General features: G+C 72.3%; 21 protein-coding genes and 1 riboswitch. Of the genes, 19 read left to right on the top strand and 2 right to left on the bottom strand.

All coding sequences use genetic code 11. The annotated features are described in order from the left end of the window. Positions 1–310: 310 nt before the first annotated feature. A complete protein-coding gene (locus AB0F82_RS03190) occupies positions 311–448 on the bottom strand; it encodes a hypothetical protein (RefSeq protein ID WP_356811934.1) in 138 nt (45 codons plus the stop codon). On the opposite strand from AB0F82_RS03190, the gene AB0F82_RS03185 reads away from it, so the two are divergent. The 16 genes from AB0F82_RS03185 to AB0F82_RS03110 all read left to right on the top strand — a co-directional run bounded on the left by AB0F82_RS03185 (position 425) and on the right by AB0F82_RS03110 (position 18,082). After that, entirely contained in the window at positions 425–2,059 is a 1,635-nt protein-coding gene (locus AB0F82_RS03185) for a DUF5941 domain-containing protein (protein WP_362623262.1), read from the top strand. The two genes, AB0F82_RS03190 and AB0F82_RS03185, sit on opposite strands and share 24 nt — an antisense overlap. Continuing rightward, entirely contained in the window at positions 2,056–2,808 is a 753-nt protein-coding gene (locus tag AB0F82_RS03180; protein ID WP_356811936.1) for a phosphocholine cytidylyltransferase family protein, read from the top strand. Before AB0F82_RS03185 ends, AB0F82_RS03180 begins: the two co-directional genes overlap by 4 nt. After that, entirely contained in the window at positions 2,796–3,857 is a 1,062-nt protein-coding gene (locus tag AB0F82_RS03175; RefSeq protein ID WP_030649386.1) for an iron-containing alcohol dehydrogenase family protein, read from the top strand. Before AB0F82_RS03180 ends, AB0F82_RS03175 begins: the two co-directional genes overlap by 13 nt. Further along, positions 3,835–4,614, top strand: coding sequence for a CDP-alcohol phosphatidyltransferase family protein (locus tag AB0F82_RS03170; RefSeq protein WP_362623259.1), 780 nt, complete (start codon positions 3,835–3,837; stop codon positions 4,612–4,614). The genes AB0F82_RS03175 and AB0F82_RS03170 overlap by 23 nt, the downstream gene beginning before the upstream one ends. 8 nt (positions 4,615–4,622) lie before the next feature. Further along, positions 4,623–5,504 carry a glycosyltransferase family 2 protein gene (locus tag AB0F82_RS03165; protein ID WP_390074655.1) on the top strand — a complete coding sequence of 294 codons (882 nt, stop codon included), beginning with the start codon at positions 4,623–4,625 and terminating at the stop codon, positions 5,502–5,504. A 94-nt stretch (positions 5,505–5,598) separates the two neighbouring features. Then, a complete protein-coding gene (locus tag AB0F82_RS03160) occupies positions 5,599–6,528 on the top strand; it encodes an ABC transporter permease (RefSeq protein ID WP_356811939.1) in 930 nt (309 codons plus the stop codon). Further along, positions 6,521–7,303, top strand: coding sequence for an ABC transporter ATP-binding protein (locus AB0F82_RS03155; protein WP_356811940.1), 783 nt, complete (start codon positions 6,521–6,523; stop codon positions 7,301–7,303). The genes AB0F82_RS03160 and AB0F82_RS03155 overlap by 8 nt, the downstream gene beginning before the upstream one ends. A 431-nt stretch (positions 7,304–7,734) precedes the next feature. After that, positions 7,735–8,619 (top strand): squalene synthase HpnC, encoded by an 885-nt coding sequence (hpnC, locus tag AB0F82_RS03150; protein ID WP_362623254.1) that lies wholly within the window; start codon positions 7,735–7,737, stop codon positions 8,617–8,619. Next, on the top strand, positions 8,616–9,596 hold the full coding sequence (gene hpnD, locus AB0F82_RS03145) for a presqualene diphosphate synthase HpnD (RefSeq protein ID WP_436842016.1): 981 nt from the start codon (positions 8,616–8,618) through the stop codon (positions 9,594–9,596). Before hpnC ends, hpnD begins: the two co-directional genes overlap by 4 nt. Then, complete coding sequence (locus AB0F82_RS03140) at positions 9,593–10,060, top strand: hypothetical protein (protein WP_362623248.1); 468 nt, start codon at positions 9,593–9,595, stop codon at positions 10,058–10,060. Before hpnD ends, AB0F82_RS03140 begins: the two co-directional genes overlap by 4 nt. After that, the gene (gene hpnE, locus AB0F82_RS03135) at positions 10,057–11,436 is read left to right on the top strand and encodes a hydroxysqualene dehydroxylase HpnE (RefSeq protein ID WP_362623246.1); all 1,380 of its coding nucleotides are present in this window, start codon (positions 10,057–10,059) and stop codon (positions 11,434–11,436) included. Before AB0F82_RS03140 ends, hpnE begins: the two co-directional genes overlap by 4 nt. Beyond that, positions 11,433–12,620, top strand: a complete 1,188-nt coding sequence (locus AB0F82_RS03130) for a polyprenyl synthetase family protein (RefSeq protein ID WP_436840753.1) — start codon at positions 11,433–11,435, stop codon at positions 12,618–12,620. Before hpnE ends, AB0F82_RS03130 begins: the two co-directional genes overlap by 4 nt. 119 nt (positions 12,621–12,739) lie before the next feature. Then, positions 12,740–14,965: a squalene--hopene cyclase gene (gene shc, locus AB0F82_RS03125; RefSeq protein WP_362623244.1), complete on the top strand. Its 2,226-nt coding sequence runs from the start codon at positions 12,740–12,742 to the stop codon at positions 14,963–14,965. After that, positions 14,965–15,642, top strand: coding sequence for a phosphorylase family protein (locus AB0F82_RS03120; protein ID WP_356815719.1), 678 nt, complete (start codon positions 14,965–14,967; stop codon positions 15,640–15,642). The genes shc and AB0F82_RS03120 overlap by 1 nt, the downstream gene beginning before the upstream one ends. Positions 15,643–15,647: 5 nt before the next feature. Next, the gene (gene hpnH / locus AB0F82_RS03115) at positions 15,648–16,679 is read left to right on the top strand and encodes an adenosyl-hopene transferase HpnH (RefSeq protein WP_362623240.1); all 1,032 of its coding nucleotides are present in this window, start codon (positions 15,648–15,650) and stop codon (positions 16,677–16,679) included. Beyond that, a complete protein-coding gene (locus AB0F82_RS03110) occupies positions 16,676–18,082 on the top strand; it encodes an aspartate aminotransferase family protein (RefSeq protein WP_362623237.1) in 1,407 nt (468 codons plus the stop codon). The genes hpnH and AB0F82_RS03110 overlap by 4 nt, the downstream gene beginning before the upstream one ends. A 44-nt stretch (positions 18,083–18,126) precedes the next feature. Here the strand turns inward: AB0F82_RS03110 and AB0F82_RS03105 are convergent, their stop codons facing one another. Beyond that, positions 18,127–18,918 (bottom strand): tyrosine-protein phosphatase, encoded by a 792-nt coding sequence (locus AB0F82_RS03105; RefSeq protein ID WP_362623234.1) that lies wholly within the window; start codon positions 18,916–18,918, stop codon positions 18,127–18,129. Positions 18,919–19,226: 308 nt separating this feature from the next. Next, positions 19,227–19,409, top strand: a riboswitch (cyclic di-AMP (ydaO/yuaA leader). A 2-nt stretch (positions 19,410–19,411) separates the two neighbouring features. Between AB0F82_RS03105 and AB0F82_RS03100 the strand changes: the two genes are divergently transcribed. From AB0F82_RS03100 to AB0F82_RS03090, 3 genes are all read left to right on the top strand, one after another. Further along, positions 19,412–20,404: a M23 family metallopeptidase gene (locus AB0F82_RS03100; protein WP_362623229.1), complete on the top strand. Its 993-nt coding sequence runs from the start codon at positions 19,412–19,414 to the stop codon at positions 20,402–20,404. Positions 20,405–20,567: 163 nt separating this feature from the next. Next, positions 20,568–21,353, top strand: a complete 786-nt coding sequence (locus AB0F82_RS03095; protein WP_362623224.1) for an SGNH/GDSL hydrolase family protein — start codon at positions 20,568–20,570, stop codon at positions 21,351–21,353. A 132-nt stretch (positions 21,354–21,485) separates the two neighbouring features. Beyond that, the gene (locus tag AB0F82_RS03090; RefSeq protein WP_362623219.1) at positions 21,486–22,727 is read left to right on the top strand and encodes an MBL fold metallo-hydrolase; all 1,242 of its coding nucleotides are present in this window, start codon (positions 21,486–21,488) and stop codon (positions 22,725–22,727) included. The last annotated feature ends 295 nt before the right edge of the window (positions 22,728–23,022 follow it).

The raw sequence follows: 23,022 nt of genomic DNA, 5'->3' as shown, positions 1-23,022 counted from the left end.
AGCGCTCGGCCGCGACCACTGCGACGGTCATCAACCCACCTCTTTCCACCGACACCTTCAGGGGCGTGTCCACCGTAACATCCACGCCGTTTGTGGTACCGCGTCGTGATCACCGATGATGATCGCGACCCGTCCCGGAGCCCGGATATTCGGCTTGTCGGGGCGTGAACGGGTGATGAACCCCTGCTTCCATTCATCCGATAGCCTCTGCCGACGTGCCGCCGCCCCACGGGCGCGCCCGTTCGGAATCCGTTACAAGGAGTGAGTTCGTCTGCCGACCGTCATCCTCACCGGCCTGCCGGTCCCCGGATCACCGCTCGCGGACGAGCTCCGCTCCCTCGGCTTCGAGGTCCGCCCGGCCGCCGGCCCCCAGGACGCCGCCGCCGCACTGGCCGGCGTACCCGCCGATCAGCGGGTGGCCGTCGTGGACACCGCCTTCGTCGGGCACGTCCACGCGCTGCGGCTCGCGCTGACCGACCCGCGGTTCGACGCCTGCGCCGTCACCGGCGCGCTCTGCGTGCAGGCGGGTGCCCGCGAGGCCCTCGACAAGGCCGTCGCCACCGAGGGCGCCGACGGCTCCCGCCCCTACGCCGACCGGCTCGCCGCCGCCGTCGAAGCCACCGGTACCGCCGTCCAGAGGCCCGAGCTCGGCAGCCTGGTCGCCGCCGTCCCCGCCGACGCGGACGAGCGCGCCGCGGCCTCGGCCGCCGTCGCCGCCGTGGACGAGGAGGCCGTACGCCTGCGCTCCGCCGTGAAGTCCCGCGACGGGTTCTTCACCACCTTCTGCATCAGCCCGTACTCGCGCTACATCGCCCGCTGGTGCGCGCGCCGCGGCCTGACCCCCAACCAGGTCACCACCGCCTCGCTGATCACCGCGCTGATCGCGGCCGGCTGCGCCGCCACGGGCGAGCGCTGGGGCTACGTCGCGGCCGGTGTGCTGCTCATCGTCTCCTTCGTCCTGGACTGCACCGACGGGCAGCTCGCCCGCTACTCCCTGCAGTACTCGACGATGGGCGCCTGGCTCGACGCCACCTTCGACCGGGCGAAGGAGTACTCCTTCTACGCGGGCCTCGCGCTCGGCGCGGCCCGGAACGGCGACGACGTCTGGGGCCTCGCCCTCGGCGCGATGATCCTGATGACCTGCCGGCACGTCGTGGACTTCTCCTTCAACGAGGCCAATCACGACGCCACCGCCAACACCAGCCCCACGGCCGCCCTCTCGGACCGGCTCGACAGCGTGGGCTGGACGGTCTGGGTCCGGCGGATGATCATCCTGCCGATCGGCGAGCGCTGGGCGATGATCGCGCTCCTGACCGCCTTCACCACCCCCCGGATCGTCTTCTACGCCCTGATCGTCGGCTGCGCCTTCGGTGCGCTCTACACCACCGCAGGCCGGGTGCTCCGCTCCCTGACCCGCAAGGCCCGGCGCACCGACCGCGCCGCCCAGGCGCTCGCCGACCTCGCCGACTCCGGTCCCCTCGCCGAGCTGCAGGCCCGCCTGCTGCGCGGCCGTGCCGGATCCTTCGGCTCCGTGTACGTCGCAGCCCTCGGCACCGTGCTGATGGCCGGGGCCGCCCTCTACCTCCCCTTCGGCGACCCGCGGCTGATCGCCGTGGCCGTGATCTACGCCATGACCGCCGGTCTCGCCGTCGCCGCCCCGCTGGGGGGTGCGCTCGACTGGCTGATCCCGCCGCTGTTCCGCGCGGCCGAATACGTGACGGTCCTCGCGCTCGCCGCCAAGGCGGGCGTGCCCGGGGCCCTTCCCGCGGCATTCGGCCTGATCGCGGCGGTCGCCTACCATCACTACGACACGGTGTACCGCATTCGCGGCGGCACCGGCGCGCCCCCGCACTGGCTGGTGCGGACGGTCGGCGGCCACGAGGGCCGGGTCCTGCTGGCCACGGTCCTCGCCGCCGTCCTCGTGGACCGCGCATCGGACTTCCCCGTCGCGCTCACGGTCGTGGCCGTGTTCGTGGCACTCGTGGTGCTCGTGGAGAGCATCCGCTTCTGGGTCTCCTCCGGGGCACCCGCCGTACATGACGAAGGAGAACCAGCATGATCGGCCTTGTACTCGCTGCCGGTGCGGGACGCCGCCTGCGTCCCTACACCGACACCCTGCCCAAGGCCCTCGTGCCCGTCGGCCCCGAGGGCGACGAGGAGAGCCTGACGGTCCTCGACCTGACCCTCGGCAACTTCGCCGCGGTCGGTCTCACCGAGGTCGCGATCGTCGTCGGCTACCGCAAGGAGGCCGTCTACGCGCGCCAGGCCGCGCTGGAGGCCAAGTACGGCCTGAAGATCACGCTGATCGACAACGACAAGGCCGAGGAGTGGAACAACGCCTACTCCCTGTGGTGCGCGCGTGAGGTCCTGCGGCGCGGTGTGATCCTCGCCAACGGCGACACCGTCCACCCGGTCTCCGTCGAGGAGACCCTCCTCGCCGCCCGCGGCAACGGCCAGAAGATCATCCTGGCCCTCGACACGGTCAAGAGCCTGGCCGACGAAGAGATGAAGGTCGTCACCGCCGACGGCAAGGGCGTTCAGAAGATCACCAAGCTGATGGACCCCGCCGACGCCACCGGCGAGTACATCGGTGTCACGCTGATCGAGGCCGAGGCCGCCGAGGCCCTCGCCGAGGCGCTGAAGACCACCTTCGAGCGCGACCCGGACCTGTACTACGAGGACGGCTACCAGCAGCTCGTCAACGACGGCTTCACCGTCGACGTGGCCCCCATCGGCGACGTCAAGTGGGTCGAGATCGACAACCACGACGACCTCGCCAAGGGCCGGACCATCGCATGCCAGTACTGACGAGGCTCATCCCCTCGCCCGTCGTCGTCGACATCAGTCGCGGGGCGATGGACGACCTGGCCGGTCTCCTGGCCGACCAGCGGATCTCCGCCTCCGGCAAGCTGGCCATCGCGATCAGCGGGGGCTCCGGCGTGGCGCTGCGCGCCAAGCTGGAGCCCGTGCTGCCGCACGCCGACTGGTACGCGGTCGTCGACGGCACCATCGACTCCGCGGTCAAGCTGGCCGACGACATAAAGGGCCGCCGCTACGACGCCGTCGTGGGCCTGGGCGGCGGCAAGATCATCGACGTGGCCAAGTACGCCGCGGCGCGGGTCGGGCTGCCCATGGTGGCCGTCGCCACCAACCTCTCGCACGACGGCATCTGCTCGCCGGTGTCCATCCTGGACAACGACAACGGCCGCGGCTCCTACGGCGTCCCCACCCCGATCGCCATGGTGATCGACCTCGACGTGATCAAGGAAGCCCCGGTGCGGTTCATCCGCGCCGGCATCGGCGACGCGATCTCCAACATCTCGGCGATCGCCGACTGGGAGCTCTCGCACCGGACCACCGGCGAGCCCGTGGACGGCCTGGCCGCCGCCATGGCCCGTACCGCGGGCGAGTCCGTGCTGCGCCACCCCGGCGGCTGCGGCGACGACGAGTTCCTCACCGTGCTCTCCGAGGCGCTGGTGCTCTCCGGCATCGCCATGTCGATCAGCGGGGACTCCCGCCCCTCGTCCGGCGCCTGCCACGAGATCAGCCACGCCTTCGACCTGCTCTACCCGGGGCGCTCCGCGCTCCACGGCGAGCAGGTCGGCATCGGGGCGGCCTTCGCGATGCACCTGCGCGGAGCCGCGGACGCGGCCGGCCACTTCGTCGAGGTGCTGCGCCGGCACGGCCTGCCGGTGGCGCCCGAGGAGATCGGCTTCAGCATCGACGAGTTCGTCGCGGCCGTCGAGTACGCCCCCCAGACCCGCCCGGGACGCTTCACCATCCTGGAGCACCTCAACCTGTCCGCCGCCGAGATCAGGGACGCTTACGCCGACTATGCCAAGACCATCCGTAGCTGAACTCCGGCCCGTCGTTCACCCCGCGGGCGTGAAGGACCGGGTCAGCGGCGAGCACTGGGGCGGGCGCCTCTACATGCGCGAGATCTCCCTGCGCATCACCCGTTTCCTGGTCACCACCAAGGTCACGCCCAACCAGCTGACCTACCTGATGACCCTTGCCGGCGTCCTCGCCCTGCCCGCCCTGCTGGTGCCGGGCATCTGGGGCGCCGTCCTCGGCGTGGTCGCGGTCCAGATGTACCTGCTGCTCGACTGCGTCGACGGCGAGGTCGCCCGCTGGAAGAAGCAGTACTCGCTCTCCGGGGTCTACCTGGACCGGGTCGGCGCCTACCTGTGCGACGCGGCGGTCCTGGTCGGCTTCGGCCTGCGCGCCGCCGACCTGTGGGGCACCGGCGGTGCCGACTGGCTGTGGGCCTTCCTGGGCACCCTCGCGGGGCTCGGCGCCATCCTGATCAAGGCGGAGACCGACCTGGTCGGCGTCGCCCGCCACCAGGCCGGCAAGCCCGTGGTCAAGGACGCCGCGGCCGAGCCGCGCGCCAAGGGCATGGCCCTTGCGCGCCGGGCCGCCGCCGCGCTCAAGTTCCACCGCCTGATCCTCGGCATCGAGGCCTCGCTGCTGATCCTGGGGCTGGCCGTCCTGGACCAGATGCGCGGCGACCTGTACTGGTCCCGGGTCGGCGTCGCAGTCCTCGCGGGCATCGCGATGCTCCAGACCGTGCTGCACCTGGTGTCGATCCTCGCGTCCAGCAGGCTCAAGTGAGCGCCCCGATGCGGCTGGGCGCCGTGATCATCACCATGGGCAACCGGCCCGACGAGCTCAAGGCGCTCCTCGACTCGGTGGCCCGCCAGGACGGCGACCCGATCGAGGTCGTCGTCGTGGGCCAGGGCGTGAAGGTCGCCGAGGTGGCGGACCTGCCTTCGGGCGTCCGCTGCGTCGACCTGCCCGAGAACCTCGGCATCCCGGGCGGCCGCAACGTCGGCATCGAGGCCTTCGGCCCCGGCGGCCGCGACGTGGACGTGCTGCTCTTCCTGGACGACGACGGGCTGCTGGAGCGCACCGACACCGCCGAGCTGTGCCGCCAGGCCTTCGCCGAGGACCCCGCGCTCGGGATCATCAGCTTCCGGATCGCCGACCCGGACACCGGGCGGACGCAGCGCCGCCACGTGCCGCGGCTGCGGGCCTCGGACCCGATGCGGTCCTCTCGCGTGACCACCTTCCTGGGCGGCGCCAACGCCGTCCGCACGACGGTGTTCGAGCAGGTCGGAGCCCTGCCGGGTGAGTTCTTCTACGCTCACGAGGAGACCGATCTGGCCTGGCGCGCACTCGACGCGGGGTGGCTGATCGACTACCGGGCGGACATGGTGCTGCTCCACCCGACCACTGCCCCCTCCCGGCACGCGGTCTACCACCGTATGGTTGCCCGTAACCGGGTGTGGCTCGCCCGCCGCAACCTGCCCGCCCCGCTGGTCCCGGTCTACCTGGGCGTCTGGCTCCTGCTGACGCTCGTACGGAAGCCCTCGGGACCCGCGCTCAAAGCCTGGTTCGGCGGATTCCGAGAGGGATGGACCACTCCCTGCGGACCCCGCCGCCCGATGAGATGGCGTACGGTCTGGCGGTTGACCCGTCTGGGCAGACCTCCCGTCATCTGACAAGCCCGCGTCTGGGAACATGGCGCGATCACGGGCCTCGAGCCACCAGCCTGATGCCCACCTGGCCGCATCTTGAAGACGAAAGTTTCAACTTGTGAGTGACACAACCCACGACGGCGCCCTCGCCACGAGCAGGCCGCCGTCCGCAGACGCGGGGCTCAGCGCCGCCGAGCTCGCCAGGAAGTACGGCCTCTCGGTCAGCGGTGCCCGGCCGGGTCTGAGCGAGTACGTGCGGCAGCTCTGGGGCAGGCGCCACTTCATCCTGGCCTTCTCCCGGGCCAAGCTGGTCGCGCAGTACAGCCAGGCGAAGCTCGGCCAGGTCTGGCAGGTGGCGACCCCGCTGCTGAACGCGCTGGTCTACTGGCTGATCTTCGGCCTGATCCTCGGCGCGGGCCGGGAGATGCCGAAGGACGTCTACGTCCCGTTCCTCGTGATGGGCATCTTCGTCTTCACCTTCACGCAGAGCTCGGTGATGGCGGGCGTCCGGGCGATCTCGGGCAACCTCGGGCTGGTGCGCGCGCTGCACTTCCCGCGCGCCTCCCTGCCGGTGTCGTTCTCGCTGCAGCAGCTCCAGCAGCTGATGTACTCGATGATCGTCGTCTTCGTGATCGCCGTCTCCTTCGGGAACTACCCGCAGCTCTCCTGGCTGCTGGTCATCCCGACGCTGGCGCTGCAGTTCGTCTTCAACACCGGCCTCGCCATGATCTTCGCGCGGATGGGCTCGAAGACCCCCGACCTGGCGCAGCTGATGCCGTTCGTGATGCGTACGTGGATGTACGCCTCCGGCGTCATGTTCCCGATCGGGATCTACCTCAAGGACCACCCGCAGTGGATCAGCGACGTCCTGCTGTGGAACCCGGTCGCGATCTACATGGACCTCATCCGGTTCGCGCTGATCGACGACTACGGTTCGAGCAACCTGCCCCCGCACGTGTGGCTCTTCGCCGTGGGCTGGGCCGTGGTGATCGGCCTCGGCGGCTTCGTGTACTTCTGGAAGTCTGAGGAGCGTTACGGCCGTGGCTGACAACACCCAGGGGCGCGTCCCCACCGTGATCGCGGACGGCGTCCACATTGTCTACCGCGTCAACACCGGCAGCAGCGGCAGGGGCGCGGCCACGGCGGCGCTCAGCAAGATAGTGCGCCGGAAGAAGGGCGACGCGCCGGGCGTCCGCCGGGTCCACGCCGTGCGCGGCGTCTCCTTCACCGCCTACCGCGGCGAGGCCATCGGCCTCATCGGCTCCAACGGCTCCGGCAAGTCCACCCTGCTGCGCGCCATCGCCGGCCTGCTGCCCTGCGAGGAGGGCAAGGTCTACACCGACGGCCAGCCCTCGCTGCTGGGCGTGAACGCCGCGCTGATGAACGACCTCACCGGTGAGCGCAACATCGTCCTCGGCGGTCTCGCCATGGGAATGAGCCGCGAGCAGATCAGGCAGCGTTACCAGAGCATCGTCGACTTCTCTGGCATCAACGAGAAGGGCGATTTCGTCTCCCTGCCGATGCGCACCTACTCCTCCGGCATGGCGGCGCGACTGCGGTTCTCCATCGCGGCGGCCAAGGACCACGACGTGCTGATGATCGACGAGGCACTGGCCACCGGTGACCGCTCCTTCCAGGTGCGTTCGGAGAACCGCATCAAGGAACTCCGGGAGAAGGCCGGCACGGTCTTCCTGGTCAGCCACAACAACAAGTCGATCAGGGACACCTGCGACCGGGTGCTGTGGCTGGAGAAGGGCGAGCTCCTGATGGACGGACCCACGGAGGAAGTCGTCTCTGCCTATGAGAAGGCCACCAACGGCTGACCTCCGGGTCGCGAGGCGCCCCGCGAGCGCCTCTCCGCTTCACCGAAGGCCCCCGCCGCGCAGCGCGGCGGGGGCCTTTAAGCGTGCTCTCGCAATACGTCGCATGCGCGTTCTCGTATTGCGCGACGACATTCGGTGGCGCAGCGAATACCCGAGCGGCCTCCGCGACGTTCTACAGCGTAAGCTGATGCGGTCCTGAATCGCGGCAAGAGGGGACGATTCCCCGCAGGTGAACGGCCCTGGGGCGGCCCCGGTAAAACCCCGGCGGCGTGTCCGAAATGGGATGTATTGGGTCGGCAGTGTAGAACGGGAGATGTGACGGCAATGGCTACGGGAATTCTCCGGCCCCCAGGGACGGCGGCCGTCCCCGCCCCGGGCGGCGGGCGGTGAACCCGGGGCACGGCACCCGACCCCTGTCCGACACGGTCCACGTGAGCGCCACCCTCGACAAGGCGACGGCGGAGAACTTCCCCGTCGCCCCCGCCTTCCTGCCCCGCGCCTGGCGCGACGGGCTGATGGCCGTCTACGGCTACGCCCGCCTCGTCGACGACATCGGCGACGGCGACCTCGCCCCCGGCGGACGCGACGCCGTGCTCCTCGGCCTCGACCCGGCCGCGGTGGACGACCGGCTCGCCCTGCTCGACGCCTTCGAGACCGACCTGCTGCGCGTGTTCGGTTCCGCGGACGGCCTCCCGCGCCACCCCCTGCTGCTCGCCCTGCAGCCCGTGGTGCGCGCCCACGGCCTGACCCCCGAGCCCTTCCTCGCACTGATCGAGGCCAACCGCCAGGACCAGCGGGTCACGCGCTACGAGACCTACGGCGACCTCGTCGCGTACTGCGAGCTGTCCGCCAACCCGGTCGGCCGCCTCGTGCTGTCCCTCACCGGCACCGGCACGCCCGAACGCATCCGCCTCTCCGACGCCGTCTGCACCGCCCTCCAGATCGTCGAGCACGTCCAGGACGTGGCAGAGGACCTGGGCCGCGACCGGATCTACCTGCCCGCCGAGGACATGCGGCGCTTCCACGTGTCCGAGGCCGATCTGGCGGCTCCGTCCGCCGGCGCCTCCGTACGCGCCCTGGTCGCGTTCGAAGCCGAGCGTGCCACCGCGCTGCTGGACGAGGGGCTCCCGCTCGTGGGCAGCGTGCACGGCAGGCTCCGACTGCTGCTCGCGGGCTTCGTGGGAGGGGGGCGCGCTGCCCTGCGGGCCGTCACCGCCGCCGGCTTCGACGTACTCCCCGGCCCGCCCAAACCGACCAAGAGCGGCCTGCTCCGCGAGGTTGCCGCCGTCCTGCGCACAGCGCCGAGAAAGAGGTGAGCCCGACCGTGGAGGGCCCCACACACGCGTCCGCACAGACTGCGATGTCCGCACCGGTCTCGGCGGCCTACAGCTACTGCGAAGCCGTCACCGGTTCACAGGCGCGCAATTTCGCGTACGGAATCCGGCTGCTGCCCACCGACAAGCGCCAGGCGATGTCCGCGCTCTACGCCTTCTCGCGGCGGGTCGACGACATCGGCGACGGCACGCTGCCCGCCGAGGCGAAGTTCGCCCGCCTGGAGGAGACCCGATCCGTTCTGGGGCGGATCCGGGCCGGGGAGGTCGACGAGGACGACACCGACCCGGTCGCGGTCGCGCTGGCGCACGCCGCCCGCCGCTTCCCGATCCCGCTCGGCGGCCTCGACGAGCTCATCGACGGCGTGCTGATGGACGTCCGCGGCGAGACCTACGAGACCTGGGACGGCCTCAAGACCTACTGCCGCTGCGTGGCCGGAGCCATCGGACGGCTCTCCCTGGGCGTCTTCGGCACGGTGAACGCACCGGGCCCGGGCAGGCCCGACGCCGAGCGCGCCGCCGAGTACGCCGACACCCTCGGCCTCGCCCTGCAGCTCACCAACATCCTCCGCGACGTCCGCGAGGACGCCGCCAACGGACGCACGTACCTCCCCGCCGAGGACCTCGATAAGTTCGGCTGCTCGGAAGGCTTCCGGGCCGGCCGGCTCCCCGCCGGAGCCGACTTCGCCGGCCTGGTCCACCACGAGGTGCGGCGCGCCCGCTCACTGTTCGCCGAGGGCTACCGGCTGCTGCCGATGCTCGACCGGCGCAGCGGCGCCTGCGTGGCCGCCATGGCCGGCATCTACCGGCGCCTCCTCGACCGCATCGAGCGCGAGCCGGAGGCGGTCCTGCGCGGCCGTGTCTCGCTGCCGCCGCACGAAAAGGCGTACGTCGCCGTGCGCGGCCTGTCCGGCCTCGACGCCCGCACCGTCTCCCGCCAGGCCGTCCGGAGGCGGATGTGACGCTCCCGACGAAGACGGCCCCGCCGCGCTCCGCCACCGCCCGACGGCGGCCCGCCGCCGGCCGCCGGGCGGTGGCGGGCCTGTCGACCCTGTTCCCGGCCGGCCCGTCGACCCTGTTCCCGGCCGGCCCGGCCGCCGCCGCGGCCCGGGCAACCGCCCGGGCGGCAGCCGTGTCCCGTCCCGCCGGCGCCGTCCGGGACCTCCCGGCCGGCCCGGAGGGCGCACGTACGCGTGCGGGCACCGCCCCGCACGTCACGGGTGGGACCACCGGCCCGTCCGGCGCGCCGGGGACGCCCCCGAGCACCCACCCGGCGTGCGCCGGCGGCGCCCGGCGTACGGGCGCGGCGTGCCGTCCCGGCCGCGCGCCGGCCGGGGCAACCACGCCGGCGGCGGACGCGTCCCTTCCTGCGGACCGGGGCCTGCCCACCGGACCGGGCGACCGCACCACGGGGGAGGGCGCGTGACCGGCACCGACCAGCACGCCGTCGTCGTGGGCGGCGGACTCGCAGGGGTCACGACCGCCCTCGAACTCGCCGACGCCGGGCTGCGCGTCACCCTGCTCGAAGGCCGCCCCCGGCTCGGCGGGCTCGCCTTCTCCTTCAAGCGCGGCGACCTCAACGTCGACAACGGCCAGCACGTCTACCTGCGGTGCTGCACGGCCTACCGGTGGTTCCTCGACCGCGTCGACGGCGCCGCCCTCGCCCCGCTGCAGGACCGGCTCGACGTACCCGTCCTCGACGTCGCCCGCCCCGGCGGGCCGCGCCTGGGACGGCTGCGCCGCGGCGGTCTGCCCGTGCCCCTGCACCTCGCCGGAGCACTGGCCCGCTACCCGCACCTGTCCCTCGCCGAACGCGCGAGCGTGGGCCGCGCCGCCCTGGCGCTGCGCCGCCTCGACCCGGCGGACCCGGCGCTGGACGGACTGGACTTCGCCACCTGGCTCGGCCGCTACGGCCAGTCCCCCCGCACCATCGAGGCCCTGTGGGACCTCGTCGGCATCGCCACCCTGAACGCCACCGCCGCGCACTCCTCGCTGGGCCTGGCCGCCATGGTCTTCAAGACCGGCCTGCTCTCCGAGAAGGGCGCCGCCGACATCGGCTGGGCCCGCGTCCCGCTCGGCGACCTGCACGACACCCTCGCCCGCAAACAGCTCGACGCGGCCGGGGTGCGGACCGAGCTGCGCACCCGCGTCACCGCCCTGTCCCGCACCGCCGAGGGCGCCTGGCGCGTCGACACCGAGGAGGAGTCCCTCGAAGCGGGCACCGTCGTCCTCGCCGTACCGCAGCGCGAGGCGCACGGGCTGCTGCCCGCCGGCGCCCTCGCCGACCCCGACAAGCTCCTCGACATCGGCACCGCGCCGATCCTGAACGTCCACGTCGTCTACGACCGCAAGGTGCTCAAGCAGCCCTTCTTCGCCGCACTCGGCTCCCCGGTGCAGTGGGTCTTCGACCGCACCGACTCCTCCGGACTCCCCGACGGCGGCCAGTACCTGGCGCTGTCCCAGTCCGCCGCCCAGGACGACATCGACGAGCCCGTCTCGGTGCTGCGCGCCAAGTACCTGCCCGAGCTGGAACGGCTGCTGCCCGCCGCGCGAGGGGCCAAGGTACGGGACTTCTTCGTCACGCGGGAGCGGACGGCGACCTTCGCACCCACGCCCGGCGTCGGCCGGCTGCGCCCCGGGACGCGGACCGACACGCCGGGGCTCTACCTGGCCGGTGCGTGGACTGCCACGGGTTGGCCCGCGACCATGGAGGGCGCCGTCCGGAGCGGGCTGAGCGCGGCGCAGGCCGCACTCGCCGCGCTCGGCCGCCACCGCGAACACCCTTTGCAGGAGGCGGCATGAGGACCACCACCACCGGCACGGCCGGCACCACGAGCACCACGAGCACCACGAGCACAGCACGTACAGGAACAAGAGGAGAGCCAGTGAACCCGGGGAACCCGGCTGTCGAGAACACGGATGCCAGTGTGGGCGCAGCCGGAAGGGGCGTGGAGAAGGCGGACACCGTCGCACTCCTCGAACGCGGCCGTACGATGTCGACCCCCGCGCTCCGCGACGCAGTGGACCGGCTCGCCGCGCCCATGGACACCGTCGCCGCCTACCACTTCGGCTGGATCGACGCCCAGGGCCACCCGGCCGACGGCGACGGCGGCAAGGCCGTGCGCCCCGCCCTCGCCCTGCTCTCCGCGGAGGCCGCGGGCGCCGCACCCGAGGTCGGCATCCCCGGTGCCGTCGCGGTCGAGCTCGTGCACAACTTCTCGCTGCTCCACGACGACCTGATGGACGGCGACGAGCAGCGCCGCCACCGCGACACCGTGTGGAAGGTGCACGGACCGGCGCAGGCCATCCTGGTCGGCGACGCCCTCTTCGCCCTCGCCAACGAGGTCCTGCTGGAGCTCGGCACCGTCGAGGCGGGCCGCGCGACCCGCCGGCTGACCACCGCCAGCCGCAAGCTCATCGACGGCCAGGCCCAGGACATCTCCTACGAGCACCGCGAGCGCGTCAGCGTCGAGGAGTGCCTGGAGATGGAGGGCAACAAGACCGGCGCCCTGCTCGCCTGCGCGGTCTCCATCGGTGCCGTGCTCGGCGGCGCGGACGACCGTACGGCCGACAAGCTGGAGGAGTACGGCTACCACCTCGGCCTCGCCTTCCAGGCCGTCGACGACCTCCTCGGCATCTGGGGCGACCCGGAGTCCACCGGCAAGCAGACCTGGAGCGACCTGCGCCAGCGCAAGAAGTCCCTGCCGGTCGTCGCCGCCCTCGCCGCGGGCGGGCCGGCCTCCGAGCAGCTCGCCGAGCTGCTCGCCGCCGACGCCAAGAGCAGCGACTTCGAGAACTTCTCGGAGGAGGAGTTCGCGGCCCGGGCGGCGCTCATCGAGGAGGCCGGCGGCCGTCAGTGGACCGCGGACGAGGCGCGCCGCCAGCACGCCGTCGCCATCCGCGCCCTGGACGACGTCGACATGCCGCAGCGGGTGCGCGAACAGCTCGTGGACCTCGCCGACTTCGTCGTCGTACGCAAGAGGTGACCGCCACCCGACAGCGGATATGAATCGCGAGTCGCCGGCCGGCGCCCCCACCTGATCGTGGCGGCTCCGGCCGACGGCGGACCCCAGCACAGCACAGGACACTGTTCTAAGGGGAAGCCATGACAGCGACGACCGACGGCAGCGCGGAGAGCGCCGGCGCCGGCAGCGAATCCACGCCGGGCGCCCCGCCGCCCGGCCCCGCCGGGGCGGCCGCCCCGCGGACCGAGTACGGGCTTTCGGGCCTGCCCGACCCGGCCGTCCAGGCCGGCCCCCGGCACGGCGCCGTGCCCTCCGTGCCGGTCGCGCTGAGCGAGCGGATCGCCGCCCCGCCCGACCCGGGCCGGCGAACCGGCCCGCCGGCCGCCTACCGGCCGCCGGGGAAGCCCGGCCCCGGCCGGACGGCGACGGCGGCGGACCTGCCCCGGCCGCCCGACGGCTGCCCCCGCGAGGTGTACGAGGCCACCGCGCGCGCCACCCTGCACCTCCTGGACCGCCAGGACCCCGCGGGCTGGTGGAAGGGCGACCTGGAGACCAACGTCACCATGGACGCCGAGGACCTCCTGCTGCGGCAGTTCCTCGGCATCCGGGACGAGGCCACCACCTACGCCGCCGCCCTGTTCATCCGCGGCGAGCAGCGCGAGGACGGCACCTGGGCCACCTTCCACGGCGGACCGCCCGAACTCTCCGCCACCATCGAGGCCTACGTCGCGCTGCGCCTCGCCGGGGACCGGCCCGACGCCCCGCACATGAGCCGCGCCTCCGCCTGGATCCGGGCCAACGGCGGTATCGCCGCCGCCCGCGTCTTCACCCGGATCTGGCTCGCGCTCTTCGGCTGGTGGAGCTGGGACCACCTGCCCGAACTCCCGCCCGAGCTGGTGTTCCTGCCGCCCTGGGTCCCCCTGAACATCTACGACTTCGGCTGCTGGGCCCGCCAGACGATCGTCCCGCTCACCGTCGTCTCCGCGCTGCGCCCGGTCCGCCCGGCCCCCTTCGCCCTCGACGAGCTCCACACCGACGCGCGGACCCCGTACCCCGCCACCCGCATGGCACCGCTGACCAGTTGGGACGGCGCCTTCCAGCGGATGGACAGGGCCCTGCACGTCTACCGGCGGTTCGCGCCGCGCCGGCTGCGCAAGGCGGCCATGGACACCGCCGCCCGCTGGATCGTCGAACGCCAGGAGAACGACGGCTGCTGGGGCGGGATCCAGCCGCCCGCCGTGTACTCCGTCATCGCGCTGCACCTGCTCGGCTACGACCTCGGGCACCCGGTGATGCGCGCGGGACTGGAATCCCTGGACCGCTTCGCGGTGCGGCGCGAGGACGGCGCCCGGATGATCGAAGCATGCCAGTCCCCGGTGTGGGACACCTGCCTCGCCGCGATCGCACTGGCCGACGCGGGCGTGCGCCCCGACCATCCGGCGCTGGTCAAGGCCGCCGACTGGATGCTCGGCGAGGAGATCACCCGCACCGGCGACTGGGCGGTGCGCCGGCCCGGCCTCGCCCCGGGCGGCTGGGCGTTCGAGTTCCACAACGACACCTACCCCGACATCGACGACACCGCCGAGGTCGTCCTCGCCCTGCGCCGCATCAGGCACCCGGACCCGGTCCGGCTCGACGCGGCCATCGCCCGCGGAGTGTCCTGGAACCTCGGCATGCAGTCGAAGGACGGCGCGTGGGGCGCCTTCGACGCCGACAACACCAGCCCCTTCCCGAACCGTCTGCCCTTCTGCGACTTCGGCGAGGTCATCGACCCGCCGTCGGCCGACGTCACCGCCCACGTGGTGGAGATGCTCGCGTTCGAGGGCCGGGCGGGCGACGCCCGGACCCGGCGCGGCATCGCCTGGCTGCTCGACGCGCAGGAGCCGGACGGCAGCTGGTTCGGCCGGTGGGGCACCAACTACGTCTACGGCACCGGGGCGGTGGTGCCCGCCCTCACCGCGGCCGGCATCGCCCCGAGGCATCCCGCGGTCCGCCGCGCCGTGCGCTGGCTGGAATCCGTACAGAACGATGACGGCGGCTGGGGAGAGGACCAGCGCTCCTACAAGGACCGGTCGTGGGCCGGGAAGGGCGCCTCCACCCCCTCACAGACCGCCTGGGCGCTCATGGCCCTGCTGGCGGCCGGCGAGCGGGACGGCAAGGCCGTCGAACGGGGCATCGCGCACCTGGTCGGCACCCAGCGGGAGGACGGCTCCTGGGACGAGCCGTACTTCACCGGCACCGGCTTCCCCTGGGACTTCTCCATCAACTACCACCTCTACCGGCAGGTGTTCCCGCTGACGGCGCTCGGCCGCTACCTGTACGGGGAACCGTCCGCCCCGGCAGGCTCGGCCCCCGGGCGGCCCTGATGCCCGCCGCCGGAGGGGACCGCGCCGGGCAGGCCGGCCCGCTGCTGGTCGCGTGCGCGCTGCGCATCGAGCAGGTGGCGCTGCGCAGCACCGGGCGCGGCCTTTTACGCGCGACCCGCGGGGCTCCGGCCGGGGCGTACACCCTGCTGCGCACCGGGATGGGCCCGCGCGCGGCCGAACGCGCCGTCCGCCGGACCCTGGACCGGCCCGGCATGGACCGGGCCGCCGTCCTCGCCACCGGGTTCTGTGCCGGTCTCGTCCCCGGGATGAGCCCCGGCGACCTCGTCGTCGCGGAGGAGACCCGCGACCCGCGGGGGACCGTCCCCTGTGCCGGGACCGCGCTGCTCGCCGAGGCGCTCGCCCGGGCCGCCCCCGGCCGGACCGTGCACACCGGCCCGCTGACCGGCTCCGACCACGTCGTCCGCGGCCAGGAGCGCGCACAGCTGCGCGCCACGGGCGCCGTGGCGGTCGACATGGAGTCCGCGGCGACCCTCTGGGCCGCCGTCCGGGGTGCCGACCGCCCTGTTGCGGCCGTCCGGGTGATCGTGGACGCTCCGGAGCATGAGCTCGTCCGAATCGGCACGGTGCGCGGGGGAATATCGGCCTTCCGTGTCCTGCGTGCCGTACTGCCCGCGTTTTACGAATGGCACCGTTCTTCGCTGCTCCCCAGGAGGTGAGCCAGATGGCCATGCCGCTGCGCCAGACCATCAGGGTCGGGACCTATCTGCTCGAACAGAAGCTTCGCAAGCGTGAGAAGTTCCCGCTGATCGTCGAGCTGGAGCCCCTCTACGCGTGCAACCTGGCCTGTGAGGGGTGCGGGAAGATCCAGCATCCGGCCGGAGTGCTCAAGCAGCGCATGCCGGTGGCCCAGGCGGTCGGCGCCGTGCTGGAATCCGGTGCGCCCATGGTGTCCATCGCGGGCGGAGAGCCCTTGATGCACCCGCAGATCCACGAGATCGTGCGGCAATTGGTGGCGCGGCGGAAGTACGTGTTCCTCTGCACCAACGCCATGCTGCTGCGCAAGAAGATCGAGAAGTTCACCCCTTCCCCGTACTTCGCGTTCGCGGTGCACATCGACGGCCTGCGCGAGCGCCACGACGAATCGGTGGCGAAGGAGGGCGTCTTCGACGAGGCGGTCGAAGCCATCAAGGAGGCGAAGAAGCGCGGATTCCGGGTGACCACGAACTCCACCTTCTTCAACACCGACACCCCGCAGACGATCATCGAGGTGCTCAACTTCCTCAATGACGACCTCCAGGTCGACGAAATGATGATCTCGCCCGCCTATGCCTACCAAAAGGCGCCGGACCAGGAGCACTTCCTGGGCGTCGACCAGACCCGCGACCTCTTCAGGAAGGCCTTCGCGGGCGGCAACCGGCGGCGCTGGCGGCTCAACCACTCCCCGCTCTTCCTGGACTTCCTCGAAGGAAAGGTCGATTTCCCCTGCACGGCCTGGGCCATTCCGAACTATTCCCTCTTCGGCTGGCAGCGCCCCTGTTACCTGATGAGCGACGGCTACGTGCCCACGTACCGGGAACTCGTCGAGGAGACCGACTGGAACAAGTACGGCCGCGGTAAGGACCCGCGCTGCGCGAACTGCATGGCGCACTGCGGCTACGAGCCCACCGCCGTCCTCGCCACCATGGGCTCCCTCAAGGAATCCCTGCGGGCCGCCCGGGAGACGCTCGGAGGCAACCGGGACAGGTCGGCATGAGCCCGGCGGAAGAGGGGCGGGGCGCCGGTTTCGACCTCGGCGCCCTGCTGGCCGCGCGCGGGGCGGAGCGGTACGAGCTGCACGCCCGCCACCTCAACCACCAACTGCCCCGGATGCTGCACACCATCGGCTTCGACAAGGTCTACGAGCGGGCCGAGGGCGCCCACTTCTGGGACGCGGACGGCAACGACTACCTCGACATGCTGGCCGGTTTCGGGGTGATGGGCCTGGGCCGCCACCACCCCGTCGTCCGCCGGGCCCTGCACGACGTCCTGGACGCCCAGCTCGCCGACCTCACCCGCTTCGACTGCCAGCCGCTGCCCGGGCTGCTGGCCGAGAAGCTCCTCTCGTACAGCCCGCACCTGGACCGGGTCTTCTTCGGCAACAGCGGTACCGAAGCGGTCGAAACCGCCCTGAAGTTCGCCCGGTACGCCACCGGGCGGCCCAGGATCCTCTACTGCGACCACGCCTTCCACGGGCTGACGACCGGCTCGCTCTCGGTCAACGGCGAGGGCGGGTTCCGGGACGGCTTCGCACCGCTGCTGCCCGACACCAAGGTCGCGCTGGGCGACCTGGCCGCCCTGGAGCGGGAGCTGAGGCGCGGCGACGTCGCCGCCTTCGTCGTCGAGCCGATCCAGGGCAAGGGGGTCCTCGCCGCCCCGCCCGGCTTCCTGCTCGCCGCGCAGGAGCTGCTGCACCGGCGGGGGGCGCTGCTGATCGCGGACGAGGTGCAGACCGGACTGGGACGCACCGGGGACTTCTACGCGTACCAGCACGAGCCGGGTGTGGAGCCCGACCTGGTGTGCGTGGCCAAGGCGCTGTCCGGCGGCTACGTGCCGGTCGGCGCGACCCTGGGCAAGGACTGGATCTTCAAAAAGGTCTACTCGTCCATGGACCGGGTGCTCGTGCACTCCGCGAGCTTCGGGTCCAACGCGCAGGCGATGGCGGCCGGGCTGGCGGTGCTGGCCGTGATGGAGGACGAGCACCTCGTGGACCGCGCCCGGACGACGGGCGAGCTGCTGCACGGACGGCTCGCCGCCCTGGTGGACGAGTACGAGCTGCTGCACGAGGTGCGGGGGCGCGGGCTGATGATCGGCATCGAGTTCGGCCGGCCGTCCTCGCTCGGCCTGCGCAGCCGCTGGACGATGCTCCAGGCGGCCCGCAAGGGCCTCTTCGCGCAGATGGTCGTGGTGCCCCTGCTCCAGAAGCACCGGATCCTCACGCAGGTCTCCGGGGACCACCTGGAAGTGATCAAACTGATTCCGCCGCTGGTCCTGGACGAGCAGGACGTCGACCGGTTCGTCGGCGCCTTCCGCGAGGTCATGGACGAGGCGCACGGCGGGTCCGGTCTGATGTGGGACTTCGGCAGGACGCTGGTGAAGCAGGCCGTCGCGGCGCGCTGACCGCCTGCCCCCCGGTCCCGGTCGCCGGTCCCCCGGCCGGCTGATCAGACCAGCAACCGGTCCCGGAGCCGGTCGAGGGTCTCGGGCGTCAGTCCGAGGCCCTCCGCCAGATAGCGGTCCACCCCGCCCCAGACCTCGTCGATGGTGTCGAAGGCGGCGATCAGGTATTCGGCGCGGGCGTCGAAGAGCGGCGCGAGCAGCTCCATCACCTCGGGCGAGCGGGCCTCGGCCGACGCGGAGCTGCGGCGCACCCGGTAGCGGCGGTGCGGGGCGTTGGACTCCAGGTAGTCCGCCACGATCGCCTCGCGCTCGACGCCGACCGCGAGCAGGGTGACGGCGACGGAGAGGCCCGCCCGGTCCTTGCCGGCCGCGCAGTGCAGGAGTGCGGGGACGCTGTCCTCGGCGATGGCGCGGACGACGCGGCCGTGCTCGGTCGTGCGGTCGCGGATGATCCGGCGGTAGGAGAGCGACATCCGGGCCGCCGCCTTGCCGTCGCCCAGGATCGAGCGGAGCTGGTCGAGGTCGCCGTCGCGGACCAGTCGCCAGAACTCCCGGCCGTCCGCGGGGTCCGAGAGCGGGATGTTGACGTTCCGCACGCCGGGCAGTTCGACGTCCGGGCCCTCCAGGGCGTGGTCGGCGCCGTTGCGGAAGTCGAAGATGGTGTGGAGACCGAGCGAGGTGAGAAACTCTGCATCGGTTTCGGTGGCATGTGCCAGATGTCCGCTTCGGAAGAGTCGTCCCGTACCGACCGTTCGTCCATCAGAAGTCGGCAATCCGCCCACATCGCGGAAATTGCGCACCCCGGTCAGCTCCGGCTCCTGTATCTGCTGGGTCAAGGGAACTCCTCCGCCTCTCGCGTGTCCTCTGTCCGAATTGAGCTACTTGGCGCCAACTTGCCATAACCGGAGGCGAGATCGGGCACGTCCCCGTGAGCCAGATCATACGGTGACCGTGAGTGCCTGATCGCCGAAGCCGAATGGCCCGGTGGGGGCGGCTGTTGGCGGAGCGGAATGGACGGAGGGTGACCGGAATTCCGGCGGTCCCTCATGCCTGTGAATCCGTCAGGGAATTCGCGGCTTGTTCGGTGTGCCCGCAAGGGATTACCTTCGCGATCGATCCGGGTGGATCGCCGAATCCTGCCGCCGCCCGGAAACCGCAACCAAACCATTTCGCGCGGCAGGAGCGGGGGAACCAGGTAAGCCGCTGTTTCGGAGATCTTTTCTCCGGTACGGCTCGGGGTGAAGCCGTTCATGTCCCGTACATGTACGGCCGGACATCTCCAGTCCGAACCCGACAGCTCACCTCGTAGGCGCCGGAGAGGAATGCGCCATGCCTGCAAAGGGTAAGCACCGCCGTCCCAAGTCCCTTTCCATTTCCCGCGGATTCGCGGTCGCAGGCACCGGCGGCGCGGCCCTCGCCCTGCCGCTGATGGGTGCCGCCGGCGCCAACGCGGCCGGCGCCCCGGCCGTCGCACCCGCGGTGGCCCCGCAGGCCCCCGCCGCCCTCCAGGCCGCACCCGCCGCTCCCGCGGCCGCCGTGCAGGCCGCGCCGACCGTCTACACGGTCGTCCCGGGCGACTGCCTCTCCGAGATCGCCGCGGAGCGCAACCTCTCCGGCGGCTGGCAGCGGCTGTACGCCGAGAACCGCGAGGCGGTCGGCGCCAACCCGTCGCTGATCCACCCCGGCCTGAAGCTGACCCTCGGCGGCCGCGGCGAGGCCGCCGCTCCGGCCGACGCCGTCCCCGCCCCGCGCACCGCCCCCGAGGCCGCGCCGAAGGCGGCCCCGAAGGCGGCCCCGAAGGCGGCCCCGAAGGCGCCGAAGCCTGCCGGGCGACCCGCCGCCCCGCAGGCGCGGCAGGATTCTGCCCCCGAGGCGCCCGCCGCCCCCGCCGGGGCTCCCGCCGCGCAGCCCGCCGCCGGCGGATTCGTGGCCCCGGTCGGCGGTGGCATCTCCACCCAGTACAAGGTCGCGGGCGCCATGTGGTCTTCCGGCTACCACACCGGCGTCGACTTCATCGCCGCCATGGGCACCAGCGTCAAGGCCGTCGGCGCGGGAACCGTCGTCTCCGCCGGCTGGAGCGGCGCCTACGGCAACGAGGTCGTCATCCGTCACGCGGACGGCAAGTACTCCCAGTACGCCCACCTCTCCCAGCTCTCCGTCTCCTCCGGCCAGAGCGTCACCGCCGGCCAGAGCATCGGCCTCTCCGGCTCCACGGGCAACTCGACCGGCCCTCACCTGCACTTCGAGATCCGCACGAGCCCGTCCTACGGCTCGGACATGGACCCGATCGCCTACCTCCGCTCGAAGGGCGCCAGCCTCTGACGGCACCCGCCGACGGAGCACCGACACGCGTGGGGCCGGGACCCGAGGGGGGCCCCGGCCTCACGTGTACCCGTTCCTTATGCCCGGCGTGGTAGAGATCACGGCCCGTCAACCCCTCATTACGTTGGCGTAGGTTGCGTGCGGGAGTGAAGGATGGGTTCTCGTGGCAGCGACGACGACGAAACTCAAGACCATCGGCTCGTACGCGGCGATCGGGGACAGCTTCACTGAGGGCGTGGGGGACCCGGGGCCTGGGGATTCCTTTCTCGGCTGGGCGGACCGGCTCGCCGTGCTCCTGGCCGATCAGCGCGACGAGTACGACTTCCGGTACGCGAACCTCGCGGTGCGCGGGAAGCTCCTCGACCAGATCGTGGCGGACCAGGTGCCGAGGGCCAAGGCCCTCGCCCCGGACCTGGTCACCTTCTGCGCGGGCGGCAACGACATCATCCGGCCCGGCAGCGACCCGGACGGCGTGGCGGAGCGGTTCGAGGCGGCCGTGGCCGACCTCACCGGAGCCGTCGGCCGCGTCATGATCACCACGGGCTTCGACACCCGGGGGGTGCCCGTCCTCAAGCACCTCCGCGGCAAGGTCGCAACGTACAGCGCGCACGTGCGCGCCATCGCCGACCGCTACGACTGCCCGGTCCTCGACCTCTGGTCGCTGAAGTCCGTACAGGACCGGCGCGCCTGGGACGCGGACCGGCTGCACCTCTCGCCGGAGGGGCACACCCGTGTCGCACTGCGCGCCGCCCAGGTGCTCGGCCTGGAGGTGCCCGCCGACCCCGACCAGCCGTGGCCGCAGTTGCGCCCGCGCGGGTCGGTGGACGTGACCCGCGACAACATCCAGTGGGCCCGCGAGTACTTGGTGCCGTGGATCGGCCGCCGGCTGCGCGGCGAGTCCTCCGGCGATCACGTCGCGGCGAAGCGGCCGGACCTGCTGCCGCTGTAGCCACAGCACACGAGAGCACGGGGACAAGGACACGAGGGGCGGGAGCGGCAAGCGGAATCCTTCGGGGCCGGTGCGCGTTGGGATGGTCGTAGCCATGCGACCGCACCGACCCCACCCCTCCCAGGAGGCGCTTTGACCGGCTCCCGTCCCCTCCGTCCTCGGCTGCGCGCCCTGCGGCCCGAAGCCTTCGGCGCGGACCCGTCCGGCGCCCGGCTGGAGCGGATCCGCCGCTCGCCGAACTTCGCCGACGGCGTCTTCCAGAACCCGGTCGGGGCCCGGAGCAGGCCATCGGGGTCGATGGCGGAGTTCGCGAAGACCTACTTCCACCGCGAGCAGCGGATCCGGCGCAGCCCCGGGGCCGCGATCCCGGTGCACCCCACGACCCTCGCGGACCTGGCGAAGCCGCCGGTCAGCGGACTGCGCCTGACCTGGATGGGGCACTCCAGCGTGCTCGCGGAGATCGACGGGCACCGGGTGCTGTTCGACCCCGTGTGGGGCGATCGCTGCTCCCCCTTCCCCTTCGCCGGCCCCAAGCGGCTGCACCCGGTGCCGGTCCCGCTGGCCGCACTGGGCGAGGTCGACGTCGTGGTCATCTCGCACGACCACTACGACCACCTCGACCTGCCGACGATCAAGGCACTGGCCGGCACGGACACGGTCTTCGCCGTCCCGCTCGGAGTCGGCGCGCACCTCGAGCGGTGGGGCGTGCCGGCCGACCGGCTGCGCGAGCTCGACTGGAACGAGACCACCAAGATCGACGGACTGTCCCTCACGGCGACCCCCGCCCGGCACTTCTGCGGCCGCGGTCTGCGCAACCAGCAGCACACCCTGTGGGCCTCCTGGGTGGTCGCGGGCGACGAGCACCGGATCTACCACAGCGGGGACACCGGCTACTTCTCGGGCTTCGCGGAGATCGGCGCCGAGCACGGCCCCTTCGACGCCACGATGATCCAGATCGGGGCGTATTCGGAGTACTGGCCCGACATCCACATGACTCCCGAGGAGGGCATGCGCGCCCACCTCGACCTCCAGGGCGGCGCCGCGCACGGCACGATGCTGCCGATCCACTGGGGCACCTTCAACCTGGCGCCGCACCCGTGGGACGAGCCCGGCGAGGGCACCCTGGCCGCCGCAGAGGGGGCCGGAGCGGCCCTGGCACTCCCGATCCCGGGCCAGCCGTTCGAACCCGGAACCGAGGGCGCGCCCGCAGAACCGTGGTGGCGTCCGTTCGTGGCCGGGGCGGCTGCGGGCGGACCCGTCGACGGGCCCGCGGCGCTGCCCGCGCACGAGGCCGGCGGGGCAGCGGCGACCGCGGCCCGTGTGGCGTCGTCGGCAGTCGGCGGGCAGGAGGAGCCGGAGTCCGTCGGGTCGTAGCGGGCAGCGGGTACCGGCCGCCCCACTGCACGGGGGCGGCCGACGCCGTTCGGGCGCCGGGAGGGGGCGGCCCGGGGCGTGGGCGGCGCGGGGCGGGGGCGGCGCCGGGCGGCCCCAGCGGCCTGACCGGCGCATTCGGGCTGCTGTGCGAGCGCTCCGTCGGGAGCGGGAAGCAGCCCCGTGAAGTTCGCCAACTGGCATTCCGGGGCGGGACGGTGAGGTCTAGCGTGGGTATTCGGTGATCAACACCGGGCCCCGGGAACGCTGGGGGCCGGGCCCCACGTACCGAGGACGC

The sequence above is a fragment of the Streptomyces virginiae genome (assembly GCF_040638905.1).
Classification (GTDB): Bacteria; Actinomycetota; Actinomycetes; order Streptomycetales; family Streptomycetaceae; genus Streptomyces; species Streptomyces virginiae_B.
This window is presented reverse-complemented; position numbering and strand designations above follow the sequence as displayed.